The sequence below is a fragment of the Streptomyces sp. DSM 40750 genome (assembly GCF_024612035.1).
Taxonomy (GTDB): Bacteria; Actinomycetota; Actinomycetes; order Streptomycetales; family Streptomycetaceae; genus Streptomyces.
In genome coordinates this window covers 2901765-2915188 of record NZ_CP102513.1, presented here as the reverse complement: position 1 = coordinate 2915188, position 13424 = coordinate 2901765, and the positions used below count along the sequence as shown (strand labels likewise).

Annotated in this window: 17 protein-coding genes; 14 read left to right on the top strand and 3 right to left on the bottom strand. The window is 70.4% G+C overall.

The features are described from left to right. The first annotated feature begins 1 nt into the window (after position 1). Genes sufC through JIX55_RS12995 form a run of 4 tightly spaced genes read left to right on the top strand, consistent with a single transcriptional unit; the run spans position 2 to position 2850 of the window. On the top strand, positions 2–787 hold the full coding sequence (sufC, locus tag JIX55_RS13010; RefSeq protein ID WP_257563462.1) for a Fe-S cluster assembly ATPase SufC: 786 nt from the start codon (positions 2–4) through the stop codon (positions 785–787). Continuing rightward, the gene (locus tag JIX55_RS13005; protein WP_257563461.1) at positions 784–2040 is read left to right on the top strand and encodes a cysteine desulfurase; all 1257 of its coding nucleotides are present in this window, start codon (positions 784–786) and stop codon (positions 2038–2040) included. Before sufC ends, JIX55_RS13005 begins: the two co-directional genes overlap by 4 nt. A gap of 16 nt (positions 2041–2056) precedes the next feature. Further along, entirely contained in the window at positions 2057–2521 is a 465-nt protein-coding gene (gene sufU / locus JIX55_RS13000; protein WP_257546723.1) for a Fe-S cluster assembly sulfur transfer protein SufU, read from the top strand. Then, on the top strand, positions 2518–2850 hold the full coding sequence (locus JIX55_RS12995) for a metal-sulfur cluster assembly factor (RefSeq protein ID WP_055636909.1): 333 nt from the start codon (positions 2518–2520) through the stop codon (positions 2848–2850). The genes sufU and JIX55_RS12995 overlap by 4 nt, the downstream gene beginning before the upstream one ends. Positions 2851–2920: 70 nt before the next feature. Here the strand turns inward: JIX55_RS12995 and JIX55_RS12990 are convergent, their stop codons facing one another. After that, on the bottom strand, positions 2921–3826 hold the full coding sequence (locus tag JIX55_RS12990; RefSeq protein WP_257563460.1) for an AbfB domain-containing protein: 906 nt from the start codon (positions 3824–3826) through the stop codon (positions 2921–2923). A gap of 291 nt (positions 3827–4117) precedes the next feature. Here JIX55_RS12990 and JIX55_RS12985 point away from each other — a divergent pair, with 291 nt between their 5' ends. The 6 genes from JIX55_RS12985 (at position 4118) to JIX55_RS12960 (ending at position 8607) form a co-directional block, all read left to right on the top strand. Further along, positions 4118–4438, top strand: coding sequence for a DMT family transporter (locus JIX55_RS12985; RefSeq protein WP_257563459.1), 321 nt, complete (start codon positions 4118–4120; stop codon positions 4436–4438). Further along, a complete protein-coding gene (locus JIX55_RS12980; RefSeq protein WP_257563458.1) occupies positions 4438–4974 on the top strand; it encodes a TetR/AcrR family transcriptional regulator in 537 nt (178 codons plus the stop codon). Before JIX55_RS12985 ends, JIX55_RS12980 begins: the two co-directional genes overlap by 1 nt. A 345-nt stretch (positions 4975–5319) precedes the next feature. Beyond that, positions 5320–6309 (top strand): 2,3,4,5-tetrahydropyridine-2,6-dicarboxylate N-succinyltransferase, encoded by a 990-nt coding sequence (gene dapD, locus JIX55_RS12975; RefSeq protein WP_257563457.1) that lies wholly within the window; start codon positions 5320–5322, stop codon positions 6307–6309. 104 nt (positions 6310–6413) lie between these two features. Next, complete coding sequence (locus JIX55_RS12970; RefSeq protein WP_257563456.1) at positions 6414–6638, top strand: hypothetical protein; 225 nt, start codon at positions 6414–6416, stop codon at positions 6636–6638. Between the two features lie 182 nt (positions 6639–6820). Further along, the gene (locus JIX55_RS12965; RefSeq protein ID WP_257569317.1) at positions 6821–7378 is read left to right on the top strand and encodes a SigE family RNA polymerase sigma factor; all 558 of its coding nucleotides are present in this window, start codon (positions 6821–6823) and stop codon (positions 7376–7378) included. Continuing rightward, positions 7375–8607, top strand: a complete 1233-nt coding sequence (locus tag JIX55_RS12960; protein ID WP_257563455.1) for a WD40 repeat domain-containing protein — start codon at positions 7375–7377, stop codon at positions 8605–8607. Before JIX55_RS12965 ends, JIX55_RS12960 begins: the two co-directional genes overlap by 4 nt. Before the next feature lie 9 nt (positions 8608–8616). Here the strand turns inward: JIX55_RS12960 and dapA are convergent, their stop codons facing one another. Continuing rightward, positions 8617–9516, bottom strand: a complete 900-nt coding sequence (dapA, locus tag JIX55_RS12955) for a 4-hydroxy-tetrahydrodipicolinate synthase (protein ID WP_257563454.1) — start codon at positions 9514–9516, stop codon at positions 8617–8619. A 404-nt stretch (positions 9517–9920) separates the two neighbouring features. Between dapA and JIX55_RS12950 the strand changes: the two genes are divergently transcribed. Both JIX55_RS12950 and JIX55_RS12945 read left to right on the top strand, forming a co-directional pair. Next, positions 9921–10382 (top strand): phage holin family protein, encoded by a 462-nt coding sequence (locus JIX55_RS12950; protein ID WP_443046412.1) that lies wholly within the window; start codon positions 9921–9923, stop codon positions 10380–10382. After that, positions 10379–10651, top strand: coding sequence for a DUF3618 domain-containing protein (locus tag JIX55_RS12945; protein ID WP_443046411.1), 273 nt, complete (start codon positions 10379–10381; stop codon positions 10649–10651). Before JIX55_RS12950 ends, JIX55_RS12945 begins: the two co-directional genes overlap by 4 nt. Positions 10652–10799: 148 nt before the next feature. Here the strand turns inward: JIX55_RS12945 and JIX55_RS12940 are convergent, their stop codons facing one another. Further along, positions 10800–11900: a YihY/virulence factor BrkB family protein gene (locus JIX55_RS12940; RefSeq protein ID WP_257563453.1), complete on the bottom strand. Its 1101-nt coding sequence runs from the start codon at positions 11898–11900 to the stop codon at positions 10800–10802. Positions 11901–12015: 115 nt separating this feature from the next. Between JIX55_RS12940 and JIX55_RS12935 the strand changes: the two genes are divergently transcribed. Next, positions 12016–12720 carry an antibiotic biosynthesis monooxygenase gene (locus tag JIX55_RS12935; RefSeq protein ID WP_257563452.1) on the top strand — a complete coding sequence of 235 codons (705 nt, stop codon included), beginning with the start codon at positions 12016–12018 and terminating at the stop codon, positions 12718–12720. Positions 12721–12800: 80 nt separating this feature from the next. Continuing rightward, positions 12801–13409 carry an ArsR/SmtB family transcription factor gene (locus JIX55_RS12930; RefSeq protein ID WP_257563451.1) on the top strand — a complete coding sequence of 203 codons (609 nt, stop codon included), beginning with the start codon at positions 12801–12803 and terminating at the stop codon, positions 13407–13409. The last annotated feature ends 15 nt before the right edge of the window (positions 13410–13424 follow it).

The following is a 13424-nucleotide window of genomic DNA, read 5'->3' as shown; positions in this document are numbered from 1 at the left end:
CATGGCAACGCTTGAAATCCGAGACCTGCACGTCACCGTCGAGGCCGACAACGCCACGAAGGAGATCCTCAAGGGCGTCGACCTCACCGTGAAGCAGGGCGAGACGCACGCCATCATGGGCCCCAACGGCTCCGGCAAGTCGACCCTCGCCTACTCGCTCGCGGGTCACCCGAAGTACACGATCACCGGCGGCACCGTGCTGCTCGACGGCGAGGACGTCCTGGAGATGTCCGTCGACGAGCGCGCCCGCGCGGGCCTGTTCCTGGCGATGCAGTACCCGGTCGAGGTCCCCGGCGTCTCGGTCTCCAACTTCCTGCGCACCTCCGCCACCGCCATCCGCGGCGAGGCCCCCAAGCTGCGCACCTGGGTGAAGGAGGTCAAGGAGGCCATGCAGCGCCTCAACATGGACCCCGCCTTCGCCGAGCGCAACGTCAACGAGGGCTTCTCCGGCGGTGAGAAGAAGCGCCACGAGATCCTCCAGCTCGAACTGCTCAAGCCGAAGGTCGCGATCCTCGACGAGACGGACTCCGGTCTGGACGTCGACGCGCTCCGGGTCGTGTCCGAGGGCGTCAACCGCGTCCGCGAGACCGGCGAGGTCGGCACCCTGCTGATCACGCACTACACGCGCATCCTGCGCTACATCAAGCCCGACTTCGTCCACGTCTTCTCCGCGGGCCGGATCGTCGAGTCCGGCGGCGCCGAACTCGCCGACAAGCTGGAGAACGAGGGCTACGAGGCATACGCGAAGCTCGACGAAGTCGACACGAAGGGTGGCGTATCCGCGTGACACAGCTGCCGGGCCTCCTCGACACCGAGGCGATCCGTAAGGACTTCCCCATCCTGGACCGTCAGGTCCACGACGGCCGGAAGCTCGTGTACCTGGACAACGCGGCGACCTCGCAGAAGCCGCGCCAGGTGCTGGACGCCCTGAGCGAGTACTACGAGCGCTACAACGCCAACGTCCACCGCGGTGTGCATGTGCTCGCCGAGGAGGCCACGGCGCTGTACGAGGGCGCGCGCGACAAGGTGGCCGCGTTCATCAACGCGCCCAGCCGCGACGAGGTGATCTTCACCAAGAACGCCTCCGAGTCGCTGAACCTCGTGGCGAACATGCTCGGCTGGGCCGACGAGCCCTACCGGGTGGACTCCGAGACCGAGATCGTCATCACGGAGATGGAGCACCACTCCAACATCGTGCCGTGGCAGCTGCTCTCGCAGCGCACCGGCGCGAAGCTGAAGTGGTTCGGCCTCACCGACGACGGCCGGCTCGACCTCTCCAACATCAACGAGGTCATCACGGAGAAGACGAAGATCGTCTCCTTCGTGCTGGTGTCCAACATCCTGGGCACGATCAACCCCGTCGAGGCGATAGTGCGCCGGGCGCAGGAGGTCGGCGCCCTGGTCTGCATCGACGCCTCGCAGGCCGCGCCGCACATGCCGCTGGACGTCCAGGCCCTCCAGGCCGACTTCGTGGCCTTCACCGGCCACAAGATGTGCGGTCCGACCGGCATCGGCGTCCTCTGGGGCCGCCAGGAGCTCCTGGAGGACCTGCCCCCGTTCCTGGGCGGCGGCGAGATGATCGAGACGGTGTCGATGCACTCGTCGACATACGCTCCCGCCCCGCACAAGTTCGAGGCGGGCACGCCCCCGATCGCCCAGGCGGTCGGTCTCGGCGCGGCGATCGACTACCTGACCTCGATCGGCATGGACAAGATCCTCGCCCACGAGCACGCGATCACCGAGTACGCGGTGAAGAAGCTCGGCGAGGTCCCCGGCCTGCGGATCATCGGTCCCGCCACGGCCGAGGAGCGGGGCGCGGCGATCTCCTTCACACTCGGCGACATCCACCCGCACGACGTGGGCCAGGTCCTCGACGAGCAGGGCATCGCGGTCCGGGTGGGCCACCACTGCGCCCGCCCCGTCTGCCTGCGCTACGGAATTCCCGCGACCACCCGAGCGTCGTTCTATCTGTACTCCACGCCGGCCGAGATCGACGCGCTGGTCGACGGCCTGGAGCACGTACGGAACTTCTTCGGCTGATGGGACGAGCGATCGCATGAAGCTGGACTCGATGTACCAGGAAGTCATCCTGGACCACTACAAGCACCCGCACGGGCGGGGCTTGCGGGATGGCGACGCCGAGGTGCACCACGTGAACCCGACGTGCGGCGACGAGATCACGCTGCGAGTGAAGTACGACGGCACGACCATCCAGGACGTCTCGTACGAGGGTCAGGGCTGCTCGATCAGCCAGGCCTCGGCCTCCGTTCTGAACGATCTACTCGTCGGCAAGGACCTGGCCGCGGCGCAGAAGATCCAGGAGACCTTCCTGGAGCTGATGCAGTCCAAGGGCCGGATCGAGCCGGACGACGCGATGGAGGAGGTGCTGGAGGACGCGGTCGCGTTCGCCGGTGTCTCCAAGTACCCGGCCCGGGTCAAGTGCGCCCTCCTGAGCTGGATGGCGTGGAAGGACGCGACGGCCCAGGCGCTGGGCGCCGAAGCCGAAAGGAAGACGGCATGAGCGACACCGTGGAGATGAAGCCGGCCTCCGAGGAGGAGGTCCGCGAGGCCCTGTACGACGTCGTCGACCCGGAGCTGGGCATCGACGTCGTCAACCTCGGCCTCATCTACGGCATTCACATCGACGACGCGAACATCGCGACGATCGACATGACCCTGACCTCGGCGGCCTGCCCGCTGACGGACGTCATCGAGGACCAGGCCAAGTCCGCCACCGACGGCCTCGTCAACGAACTCCGCATCAACTGGGTCTGGATGCCCCCGTGGGGCCCCGACAAGATCACGGACGACGGCCGTGAGCAGCTCAGGGCGCTCGGGTTCAACGTCTGAGATCCATGGACATGGGTGTGGCCCCCGGCGAATCGCCGGGGGCCACACTTGTGTGCGGGTGTCACGCCGCTCAGCCGAGACCCTTCACGAAGCGGAAGAAGAAGTCCTGGCGGCCGGTCGTGTTGTAGCCGTACGGGTCCAGAACCAGCTCGAAATTCTCGTGGCGCACAAAGCGGTCGGGATAGTTCACCGCCTGGAGCATCACGGCGTCCGAGTACGGGGACTGCACGGGGCAGAAGGTGGCGTCCTGCCGGAAGAGCTCCGAGCCGTCGTTGCCGCTGACGCGGAGCCGGAAGTTCTGGTGCCGGACGTAGCGGCCGTCCGACATCCGGAACGAGTAGCAGGAGGACTTGGCGAGGCCGGAGACGACCTTGAAGGAGGAGTCCTCCCTGGTCTCGCTTCCGCTGCGGGAGCTCACCTGGTCCAGCCGGATCACACCGCCGCGCAGGTGCCAGTAGCGGTCCGGGTAGTTGGCGGACTGTACGGACTTGGTGGTGGTGGACGGCGGCTTCTTGGTGGGCGTCGTCGACTTCGACGGCTCGGAAGTCGGCTTGGCGCCGCCCTGCTGGCTCTCGGACGAATCGGAGTCCCCGGACCCCTTGTCCTCGTCGTCGTTCTTCGAGCCGCCCTTGGACTCCTGCGGCTTCGTCAGGCCGCTCTTGCCGTCCGGCGCCGAGGTCGCGGAGGGCGACGCGGACGGAAGGGGGAGAGAGGGGAGGACTCCGTCGTCGGCGGCCGTGGTGGTGCGGCCCTCGTTCTGTGACGTCTCGTCAGGTCCCATGCTCTGCAAGGTGATCGCGGTCACGCAGGAGGAGACGACGGCGAGGGCGAGGGCGCCGGCCAGCCACAGGCGGCGCGTGCCCGGTATTCGGGTGTCGTTCGGGGCGACACCCGTCTCCCACACCTTCGCGGATCTGAGCACGGGAAGGTTGGGCGGGGTCTGGTCCGGATCAGGTCCGGGCTTTTTTGGCGGCATGCGCGGTTCCTTCGGCGTCGCCAAAGGCGGACGCGAATCGCAATGGTTCGACAGGGAGGAGCCAGACGCGACCGGTATGAGAGACCGTCAGGTCATCCCATCCGGGAGCTTGACCGTTGAAACAGTAGTGGACCAAGTGGTGTCCGGGGAGCCTTTCAGTGAGCGCTTCCATAACGGAACGGCCCCGAAAGAACGGCCTCTTGGCGGTCGGCGATGCTCAATTCAACCCATAAGTACCGGCCAGTACGGATAATGTGTACGGCCGTACGCATCATGTGTACGATCGTACACATGGGATATCTGTTGCTCGCCGGCGCCATAGCCGCCGAAGTGGCCGCCACCACCGCCATGAAGTACAGCGAGGGCTTCAGCAAGGTGTGGCCGTCGCTGGTCACCGGGGTGGGTTACCTCATCTCCTTCGTGCTGCTCGCCCAGGCGCTCAAGTCGATGTCGATCGGCACGGCGTACGCGATCTGGTCCGGGGTCGGCACCGCGACGGTCGCCGCGCTCGGGCTGGTGCTCTTCGGGGAGGGGCTGAGCTTCGCCAAGGCCGCCGGGATCGTGCTGATCATCGCCGGAGTGGTGGTGCTGAACCTGGGAGGCGCCCACTGATGGCCAGGCGTCACGACCCCGAGCGACGGCAGCGGATCATCGACGCGGCGATCCGGGTCGTCGCGGCGAAGGGCATCGCCGGGCTGAGCCACCGGACCGTGGCCGCCGAGGCGGACGTACCGCTCGGCTCGACGACGTACCACTTCAAGACCCTCGACGAGCTGATGGTCGCCGCCCTGCGGCAGGCCAACGAGGGCTTCGCGAAGACGGTCGCCGCGCGCGCCGCCCTGGGGGACCCCGACACGGACCTCGCCGCCGAACTCGCCGCGCTGGGCAGCGAATGGCTCGCCGGGGACCGTACGGGCGTGGAGGTGGAGTACGAGCTCTACCTCGCCGCCCTGCGCCGGCCCACCCTGCGGCCCGTCGCCGACGAGTGGGGGCGGGGCTTCGCCGAGATCCTCGCCCGCCGCACCGACCCGGTGACCGCGCGGGCGCTGGTCGCGCTGGTCGACGGCATCTGCCTACAGGTACTGCTGACGGGGGCGCCGTACGACGAGGAGTACGCCCGGGAGGTGCTGGCGCGGGTGATTCCCTGAGCCGTGATCCCGGGTGATCCGCGCCGTGAGCCTGGGCTGAAGCGGTTGTGACGAGCGGGGGGAGGACCCGGTGAGCGGACCGCCGCCACCGGCACGCGCGGAGGCGGCGCCGAGAGGGTCGCCCAGTCCCCCAGTGGACGGGAAGAGGGTCACGGGCGAGGCCGTCGCCACCGTCGCGGTCGTGGACAAGCCCGCTGGACGCGGTCGGCACCCCTCGGCGGACGAGCGGCCCGCTCCACGGGGTGGCCGGTGCGCTCGGCACCGTATGTCCGCAAAGTGCCCGGCTCCTGAGACGCCCCCGCCGCCGGTTGGCCCGCACAGCCCCGGGACAGTTAGGTTGCCCTCATGACCGACACGACTGCTCCTCGCACCACCGGCGCCGTGGCCGCCGGCCTCGCCACGATCGCCGCCGACGGCACTGTTCTCGACACCTGGTTCCCCGCGCCCGAGCTCTCCGCCGAGCCGGGCCCCTCCGGCACCGAGCGGCTGAGCGCCGAGCAGGCCGCGCAGCAGCTGGGTGGCGCCGCGACGGCGGCGATCGGTCAGGACACCCGTCGGGGCGTCGAAGTGGTCGCGGTCCGTACGGTCATCTCCTCGCTCGACGAGAAGCCGATCGACACGCACGACGCCTACCTGCGCCTCCACCTGCTCTCCCACCGCCTGGTCAAGCCGCACGGCCAGAGCCTGGACGGCATCTTCGGCCTCCTCGCCAACGTCGCCTGGACCTCGCTCGGCCCCGTCGCCGTCGACGAGCTGGAGAAGGTGCGCCTCAACGCGCGCGCCGAGGGCCTGCACCTCCAGGTCACGTCGGTCGACAAGTTCCCGCGCATGACGGACTACGTGGCCCCCAAGGGCGTCCGGATCGCCGACGCCGACCGCGTCCGCCTCGGCGCCCACCTCGCCGAGGGCACCACGGTCATGCACGAGGGCTTCGTCAACTTCAACGCGGGCACCCTCGGCACGTCGATGGTCGAGGGCCGTATCTCCGCCGGCGTCGTGGTCGGCGACGGCTCGGACATCGGCGGCGGCGCCTCCACCATGGGCACGCTGTCCGGCGGCGGCAACGTCATCATCGCCATCGGCGAGCGCTGTCTGATCGGCGCCGAGGCGGGCGTCGGCATCGCCCTCGGCGACGAGTGCGTCGTCGAGGCCGGCCTCTACGTCACCGCCGGCACCCGCGTCACGATGCCCGACGGCCAGGTCGTCAAGGCCCGCGAGCTCTCCGGCGCCTCGAACATCCTCTTCCGCCGCAACTCGGTCACCGGCACGGTCGAGGCCCGTCCGAACAACGCGGTCTGGGGCGGCCTGAACGAGATCCTGCACAGCCACAACTGACCCCGTACGGGTTGCCCGGCGTGACCTTCGCGCGGTCCAGGCAGATGAACTGGTGGACGCAGTGTCCGATCAGTGGCCGAACCGACGAAATGAGGGTCTGAGGGATGAGGAACGACCGGGCGAGGACCGCGGCGCGAGTGGTCACGGGGGTGCTGGCCACGGCGGTGGTGTGCTGGCTGCCGACCGGGGCCGCGCACGCCGACGAGACCAACAAGTCCTCGCACAACGGCCCCCGGATCGGGCTCATCAACGTCGGGCAGGTCGACGACCCGATGGAGGACGTGCTGGAACACACCCTGCTGTTCGGCGACGGGTACCGCTGGGGCTGATCCGCACGGCCGACCCGCATGGCCGACCCGCATGGTCCGGGGCCCGTACGCGTGCACGCGTACGGGCCCCGGACCTGTCTCCCGGCGCTTTTTCGTCGTCCAGGCATAGCGGCGGGCGGGTCGGCGCGTCACAAGGGGCACAGGGGCGGGACACGGGGCCCGCCGGGGAAGAGAAGGTGACGATGGATGCCGCGGGGCAGGAGAGTTTCCGGGAGTTCGTGGCCGGGCGGTCGTCGGCGCTGCTGAAGACGGCCGTCCTGCTGAGCGGCGGGGACCGGCACGCCGCCGAGGACCTGCTGCAGAACGCGCTGATCAAGGCCGCCGGGCGCTGGCAGCGGATCGACGAGCCGGAGGCGTACGTACGGCAGATCCTCTACCGGCAGCAGGTCAGCCGATGGCGGCTGAAATGGCGACGCCGGGAGCTGACCGTCGCCGAGCCGCCGGAGAGCGGCGCCGCCGTGGACGGCGCGGCCGGGGTGGAGCTGCGGCTGGTGATGCGCGGGGCGCTGGCCCGGCTGACCGCCCGGCAGCGGTCCGTGCTCGTACTCCGCTACTTCGAGGATCTGCCCGAGGCCGATGTGGCCCGCATCCTCGGCTGCTCCGTCGGGACGGTCCGGTCCACGACCCACCGCTCGCTCGCCCGGCTGCGTTCGCTCGCGCCCGAGCTGGCCGCCCTCGGTCCCGCCGAGGCCGAGCAGCAGCCGTCCCGTGACTTCTCGCCCGTGGAGGTGCGTCCGTGAACGTCGACGAACTGGTGCGGGACTCCCTGCGGGAGCAGGCCGCCGAACAGCCGCCCCTGCAGCCGGGCTTCGCCGACCGGGTGCTGACCGTCCGGCGCCGCCGCCGGACCCGTGGGTTCGCGACCGTCGCCGCGGCCACCGCCGCCGTGGTCGCCGTCGCGGTGGCCGTGCCGCTGCTGGACTCCGGCAGGAACGAGGTGCGGCTCGCCACGGAGAAGAACGAGAGCGACATCATCGCCCACCCCGACCAGTCGCCGCCGCGCGACCTGATCGCCGCCGGAGACGTGGCACTGGCCGCGTGGTACACCTCGGACACCGTCCTGACCTCGAAGAAGGACACAGCGGTCAGGGAACGCGCCTACCGGATCCTCGACCAGAAGACCGGCAAGTACGTCAGCGACATCCGCTGGTCCATCGTCGCCGTCGCCCCCGGCATGCGGACCGCCGCCGTCTTGGAGAAGGATCTGCCGGCCGCGCGGATCGGGCTCCTCGACCTGCTCACCGGCGAGGTCGAGCGCTGGATCCCGGTCGACCGGGGCGTCGCGAATGTCGAGTTCTCGCCCGACGGCACCAAGCTCGTCGCCACCACCTACAGCGAGAACCCTGATCTGCTGCACAGGGCGGACTACGACTCCGACGGCGACGGCAAGAAGAACGACTGGGAGCCGGACTGGTCCAAGTCGTACCGGACCGGCTTCTACGTCGTCGACGTCGACTCCGGGAAGACCGACTGGAGCGAGGTCCTCCCCGACGAGGACAATGAGATGGGAATCCTCAACTCCCGTCAGGACTTCGCCTTCAGCGGCGACGGGAAGCTGGTCTACTCCGGGCTGACCTCGGAACCGCACGACCAGTTCTACGACCTCAAGGGCGACAAGGTCGACAAGCCGGCCAACGAGAAGCATCTGACCTGGTCGGTGGAGGCGCGGCTCTCCCCGGACGGCAAGCTCGCGGCCGGCGGCTTCGCGGGCGGCGCCAAGACCACCGCCTCCGAGATCCTCGACCCGTACAGCGGCAAGCGGCTCCACAAGATCCGCGGACAGCAACTGCTCGCCTGGGTCGACAACAACCGGCTCATCGCCTGGGACATCACCGCCGGCGACAACGAGTTCCACAACGCCCTGGTGCTCGTCACCATCGGCAGTGACAAGACGCTCCCGCTCAGCGGCGCCCGCAAGGGCAACGACGGCGCGGGCGGTCGCTGGAACGCGGTCTTCGCCACCCGCTGATCGCTCGCCTCAGGCGGCCACGAGCCGCTCGTACGCCGCCAGCAGCCCGTCGGCCATTTCCCGGCCGGCGGGCCGCAGCGGTGCGCGCACCGGCCCGCCGGGCAGGCCCAGCCGCCCCAGGAGCGCCTTCGCCGTGACGGTGCCGGGCAGACCGGAGGACATCATCAACTCGGTGAGCGGGATGGTCCGTCGCTGCAGACGGGCCGCCTCGCCGGTGTCGCCCGCGTCGAACGCGTCGAGCACCGACCGGAACTGACGGGGCGCCACGTTCGCGACCGTGCCGATGTAGCCCGAGCCGCCGATCGCGTACAGGGCCAGGACGTACTCGTCGCAGCCCGTGTAGTACGCCAACCCCGTCTCCGCCAGCACCTTCTGGGTGCCGAGGAGGTCGTACGCGCAGTCCTTCACCGCCACGATCCGGGGGTGGCCCGCGAGCCGGATCATGGTCTCCGGTTCGATCCGGGTGCCGGTCCGGCCGGGGATGTCGTACAGGGCGACGGGCAGTCCCGAGGCGTCGGCCAGCTCGCGGAAGTGGGCCTCGACCGCGTCCTGCGGGGGCCTGCTGTAGTACGGCGTCACCGCCAACAGCCCGTCCGCGCCCGCCTTCTCGGCCGCCAGCGCCAGCTCCACGGTGTGCCGGGTGTCGGCGGTGCCCACCCCCGCCACGATCGTGGCCCGGTCGCCGACCGCCGCGCGCACGGCGCGGATCAGCTCCGCCTTCTCCGCGTCCGTCGTCGTCGGCGACTCGCCCGTCGTACCGGACAGCACCAGCCCGTCACACCCCTGAGCCACCAGCCGGTCGGCGAGCCGCTGGGCCCCGTCGAGGTCGAGGGCGCCGGACGCGGTGAAGGGCGTGACCATCGCGCAGAGGGCGCGGCCGAAGGGGGCGGGGCGGTGGGTGAGGGTCATTGGGGTAGTCTCGGCGTGATCATTGTGAAGCTCCACTTAATTCTTCTACGAGGTATCGGGGAGCTTTGCTACGAGGATGGGGAAGGCGGCCGTCGGGGGCGCGGAGCAGCGGCCCCAGTCGTACGAGTCGTGCGAGTCGTCGGAGGGTGAGCGGCCGCTCGCCGAGGAAGTGATGGAGTCGGCCCCGGGAGCCGGGGCGGTCCGGGGGCTGCGGGGGCCGAATCGCCCGGGGATCCCGGGGTACCCGAGCTGGTCGCCGGGGCGGCGTCGCCGCAGGCGCGGCTCGACTGGTTCCAGAGCCGGCCGGCCAGGCTCGGGGAGCGGGGGTTCGGGGCGCCGCCGCAGGGATAGCCGAGGTCGGGGGGGTACCCGGTACGTCCCGATATGTGAGGAGGCGGGACACCGTGACCGGTACCACCGAGACCAGGCCTTCGCGACTCGTGCGCTCCGTGCGAGCCGCACGTCCGGGGCCGAGCGAACACGACCACCACTCCGTGGGCGAGCTGGTCGGGCAGGCCACCGAACAGCTCTCCCTGCTCGTACGACAGGAGGTCGCCCTCGCCAAGGAGGAGCTGGCCCAGAAGGGGCGGCGCGCGGGGCGCGGCGGCGGGCTCCTCGGCGCGGCCGGCGCCGTCGCCTACGTGGGGTTCATGACCCTCGCCGGAGCCGGGGTCGCGGCGCTGTCGCTCGTACTGGACGTGTGGGCCGCCGCGCTCATCGTCATGGGCGCGCTGTTCGTGATCGCCGCCGTGCTGGCCGTGATCGGCCGCGCGCAAATCCGGCGGGCCACTCCGCCCAGGCCGGAGCTGGCGCTCGACAGCGTCAAGGCGGACATGGACGAGATCAAGGGAAGGGCTCGGCGATGACGCACACATCCGGCAGGTCCGGCACGTCCGGTGCCTCCAGCGGGCACAACGGTCCGGTGGGAGCCAAGGGCCCCGACGAACTCCGGCGGCAGATCGAGGTGACCCGGGCGCAGCTCGGCGACACCGTCGAGGAACTCGCCGCCAAGGCCGATGTGAAGGCCAGGGTCCACTCCGCGTGGGACCGCGTGCCCCGGGAAGCGGTGGTCGTGGGCGGCGCGGGGGTCGCCGTGGCCGCAGCGGGGGTACTGGTCTGGCGGCACTACCACTAAGACCTGATCCGCAATTCCAGTCATGGCGAGGTCGGGCCGGCCCTTGTAGACGGGCATCTTGCCACCCAGGGCACCCGGGCCCGGCAGGCTGACGAGAGGCGGGCTGCCCATTTTGGTACGGCGGCGGAGCCGTGGCCCCGACCCCGGCTCACACCCTCGCTCGCCCCGTGCTCATCGCGTCCGGTTTGGCTGCGGCGCGGGAGCGGGCCGCTCGTAGGGCCCGCAGGCGCGGGGGCCATGTGCGGGTGTCCCGGGGTTCCACGTAGGGCTCCTCGGTGGCGGGGCGGCCCGCGGTGATCGCGCGTTCGCGGGAGAGTTCCGCGTCGAATTCGAGGCCCAGGAGGATCGCCAGGTTGGTGAGCCAGAGCCAGACGAGGAAGATCACGGCGCCTGCGAGGGTGCCGTAGGTCTTGTTGTAGGAGCCGAAGTTGGCGGCGTAGACGGCGAAGCCGGCGGAGGCGGCGAGCCAGATGAGCGTGGCGAGGACGCCGCCGGGGCTGACCCAACGGAAGCCCCGGCCACGGACGTTGGGCGCCGCCCAGTAGAGCAGCGCGATCATCAAGGTCACCAGCACCAGCAGGACCGGCCACTTGGCGACGTCCCATATCGCGATGGCCGCGTCGCCGAGCCCGACCGTCGTGCCCGCGCGCTCGGCCAGCGGACCGGTGAACACCACGATCATCGCGCTCGCCGCCAGCATCAGCATCAGCACGAGGGTCAGCGCGATACGCAGGGGCGTCAGCTTCCACACCGGGCGGCCCTCCGGCAGGTCGTACACCGCGTTGGAGGTACGGATGAACGCGGCCACGTAGCCCGACGCCGACCACACGGCCGCCAGGAGGCCGACGATCGCCAGCACTCCGCCCGTGCCGCCGCTCTCGCCCAGCTGGACGACCGCGTCCCGCAGGATGTCCCGCGCGGGACCGGGCGCCAAGTCGCCGATGTTGGCCAGGAGTTTGTCGGTCGTGCGCTGCCCGGCGACCCCGAGCAGCGACACCAGCACCAGCAACGCCGGGAACAGCGACAGCACGCCGTAGTACGTCAACGCGGCTGCCCGGTCGGACAGTTCGTCGTCCCGGACCTCCTTGACCGTGCGCCGCACCACCGCCCACCACGAAGGTTTCGGCAGTCCGGCGGGACCGCCCGCGCCGGTCCGTTCCTCGGTCTCCGCGCCGGTCCGTTCCTCGGTCTCCGCCTCGGATTCCGGTCCCTTCCCCACCCGCTCGGCCTCGCGCCGCTTCTCGTCCATGACCGGGCGGGTCTCCCGAATCCGGGCCCCGAACCGCCGACTTGACCTGAATCTTGGTTGAGGTTGAAGGGTGGTGAATGCACGGAACGATCGACGCCGATCAATGGAGAGCGACATGACTCGCCGTACCGATGTCCATCCCGTCCTCGACCGCCCCGACGTCGGGGCACCCTTCTTCAGCACCTGGCGGGTGGGCACGCCCCAACGGCAGCGGCAGACCGTCGAGGCCATCGCCGACACCTGGGAGCGGCGGCCGTGGCCCGCCGACGGGCTGTTGGGGTATTTCGTCTATACGGCGGAGGACGGTTCGGGCCTGCTGCATTACTCGCAGTGGGCCGACGAGCAGGCATTCGAAGCCTTCGTCAAGACGCGTCGGCAGGAGCGCAACGACGCCATCGACACCGCCGTACCCGGGATCGAGCGGGTGGGGCTCGGGCGTTACCGGCACTACCGCGGCCTCACGGGGGACGACCGTGCGGCACGGGTGCCGGGATGCGTCGTGATCGTCGACGTCGAGTTCGACGGGCCCGACCCGGCGCGGCAGCGTGCCTGGGTGGACGCCGTCGAGGAGGCGCTCGCCGCCGAGCCGAACGCGCACCCCGGCGGTATCTCCGCCCACTTCCACCTCAGCACCGACGGCACCCGCGTCCTCAACTACGCCGAGTGGGAGACGGCCCAGGCCCACATCGACGCGCTCGCCGCACCCGGCGACGGGGTCGGTTCGCCCTCGCCGCTCTGGCAGCGTGTACAGACCTGGCCGGGACTGAAGAGCAGCACGGTCCACCGCTACGAGTACGCCCTCGGCCTCGTCCCCGACTGATACCGGCCGCCCCTCCTCGGTCCCTCACCGAAAAATCCAACCGCCTGGACAAAAAAAGTTTTCGGTGAGACGGTGGAGCCATGTTGGACGTCACCGTGATCGAGGACCCCGAGGCAGCGGCGGTCTCGCTGGACCCCATACGGGCCCGGCTGCTCGCCGAGCTGGCGGCCGGGCCCGCGTCGGCGGCCATGCTGGCCGGGAAGGTCGGACTGCCGCGCCAGAAGGTGAACTACCACCTGAAGGCGCTGGAGAAGCACGGCCTGGTCGAGCTGGCGGGGGAGCGCCGCAAGGGCAATGTCACCGAGCGGCTGATGCGGGCGACCGCCGCGTCGTATGTGATCTCGCCGCTCGCACTCGCCGCCGTACAGCCGGACCCGGACCGGTTCCGGGACCAGCTCTCCGCGCGCTGGCTGCTCGCGCTCGGCGCTCGGCTGGTCCGGGACGTCGGGTCGCTGATCACGGGGGCGGCCAAGGCCCGCAAACGGCTCGCGACCTTCGCGCTCGACGGCGAGGTCACCTTCGCCTCGGCCGCCGACCGGGCCGCCTTCGTCCAGGAGCTGACCGCCGGGGTGAGCGCGCTCATCCGCAAGTACGACGCCCCCGACGCCGAGGGCGGCCGCGGGCACCGGATCGTCGTCGCCGTACACCCCACGGTCAAGCCGCAGGCCACCGAACTGCCCGACCAGTAAGACCCGTTGAGGAGC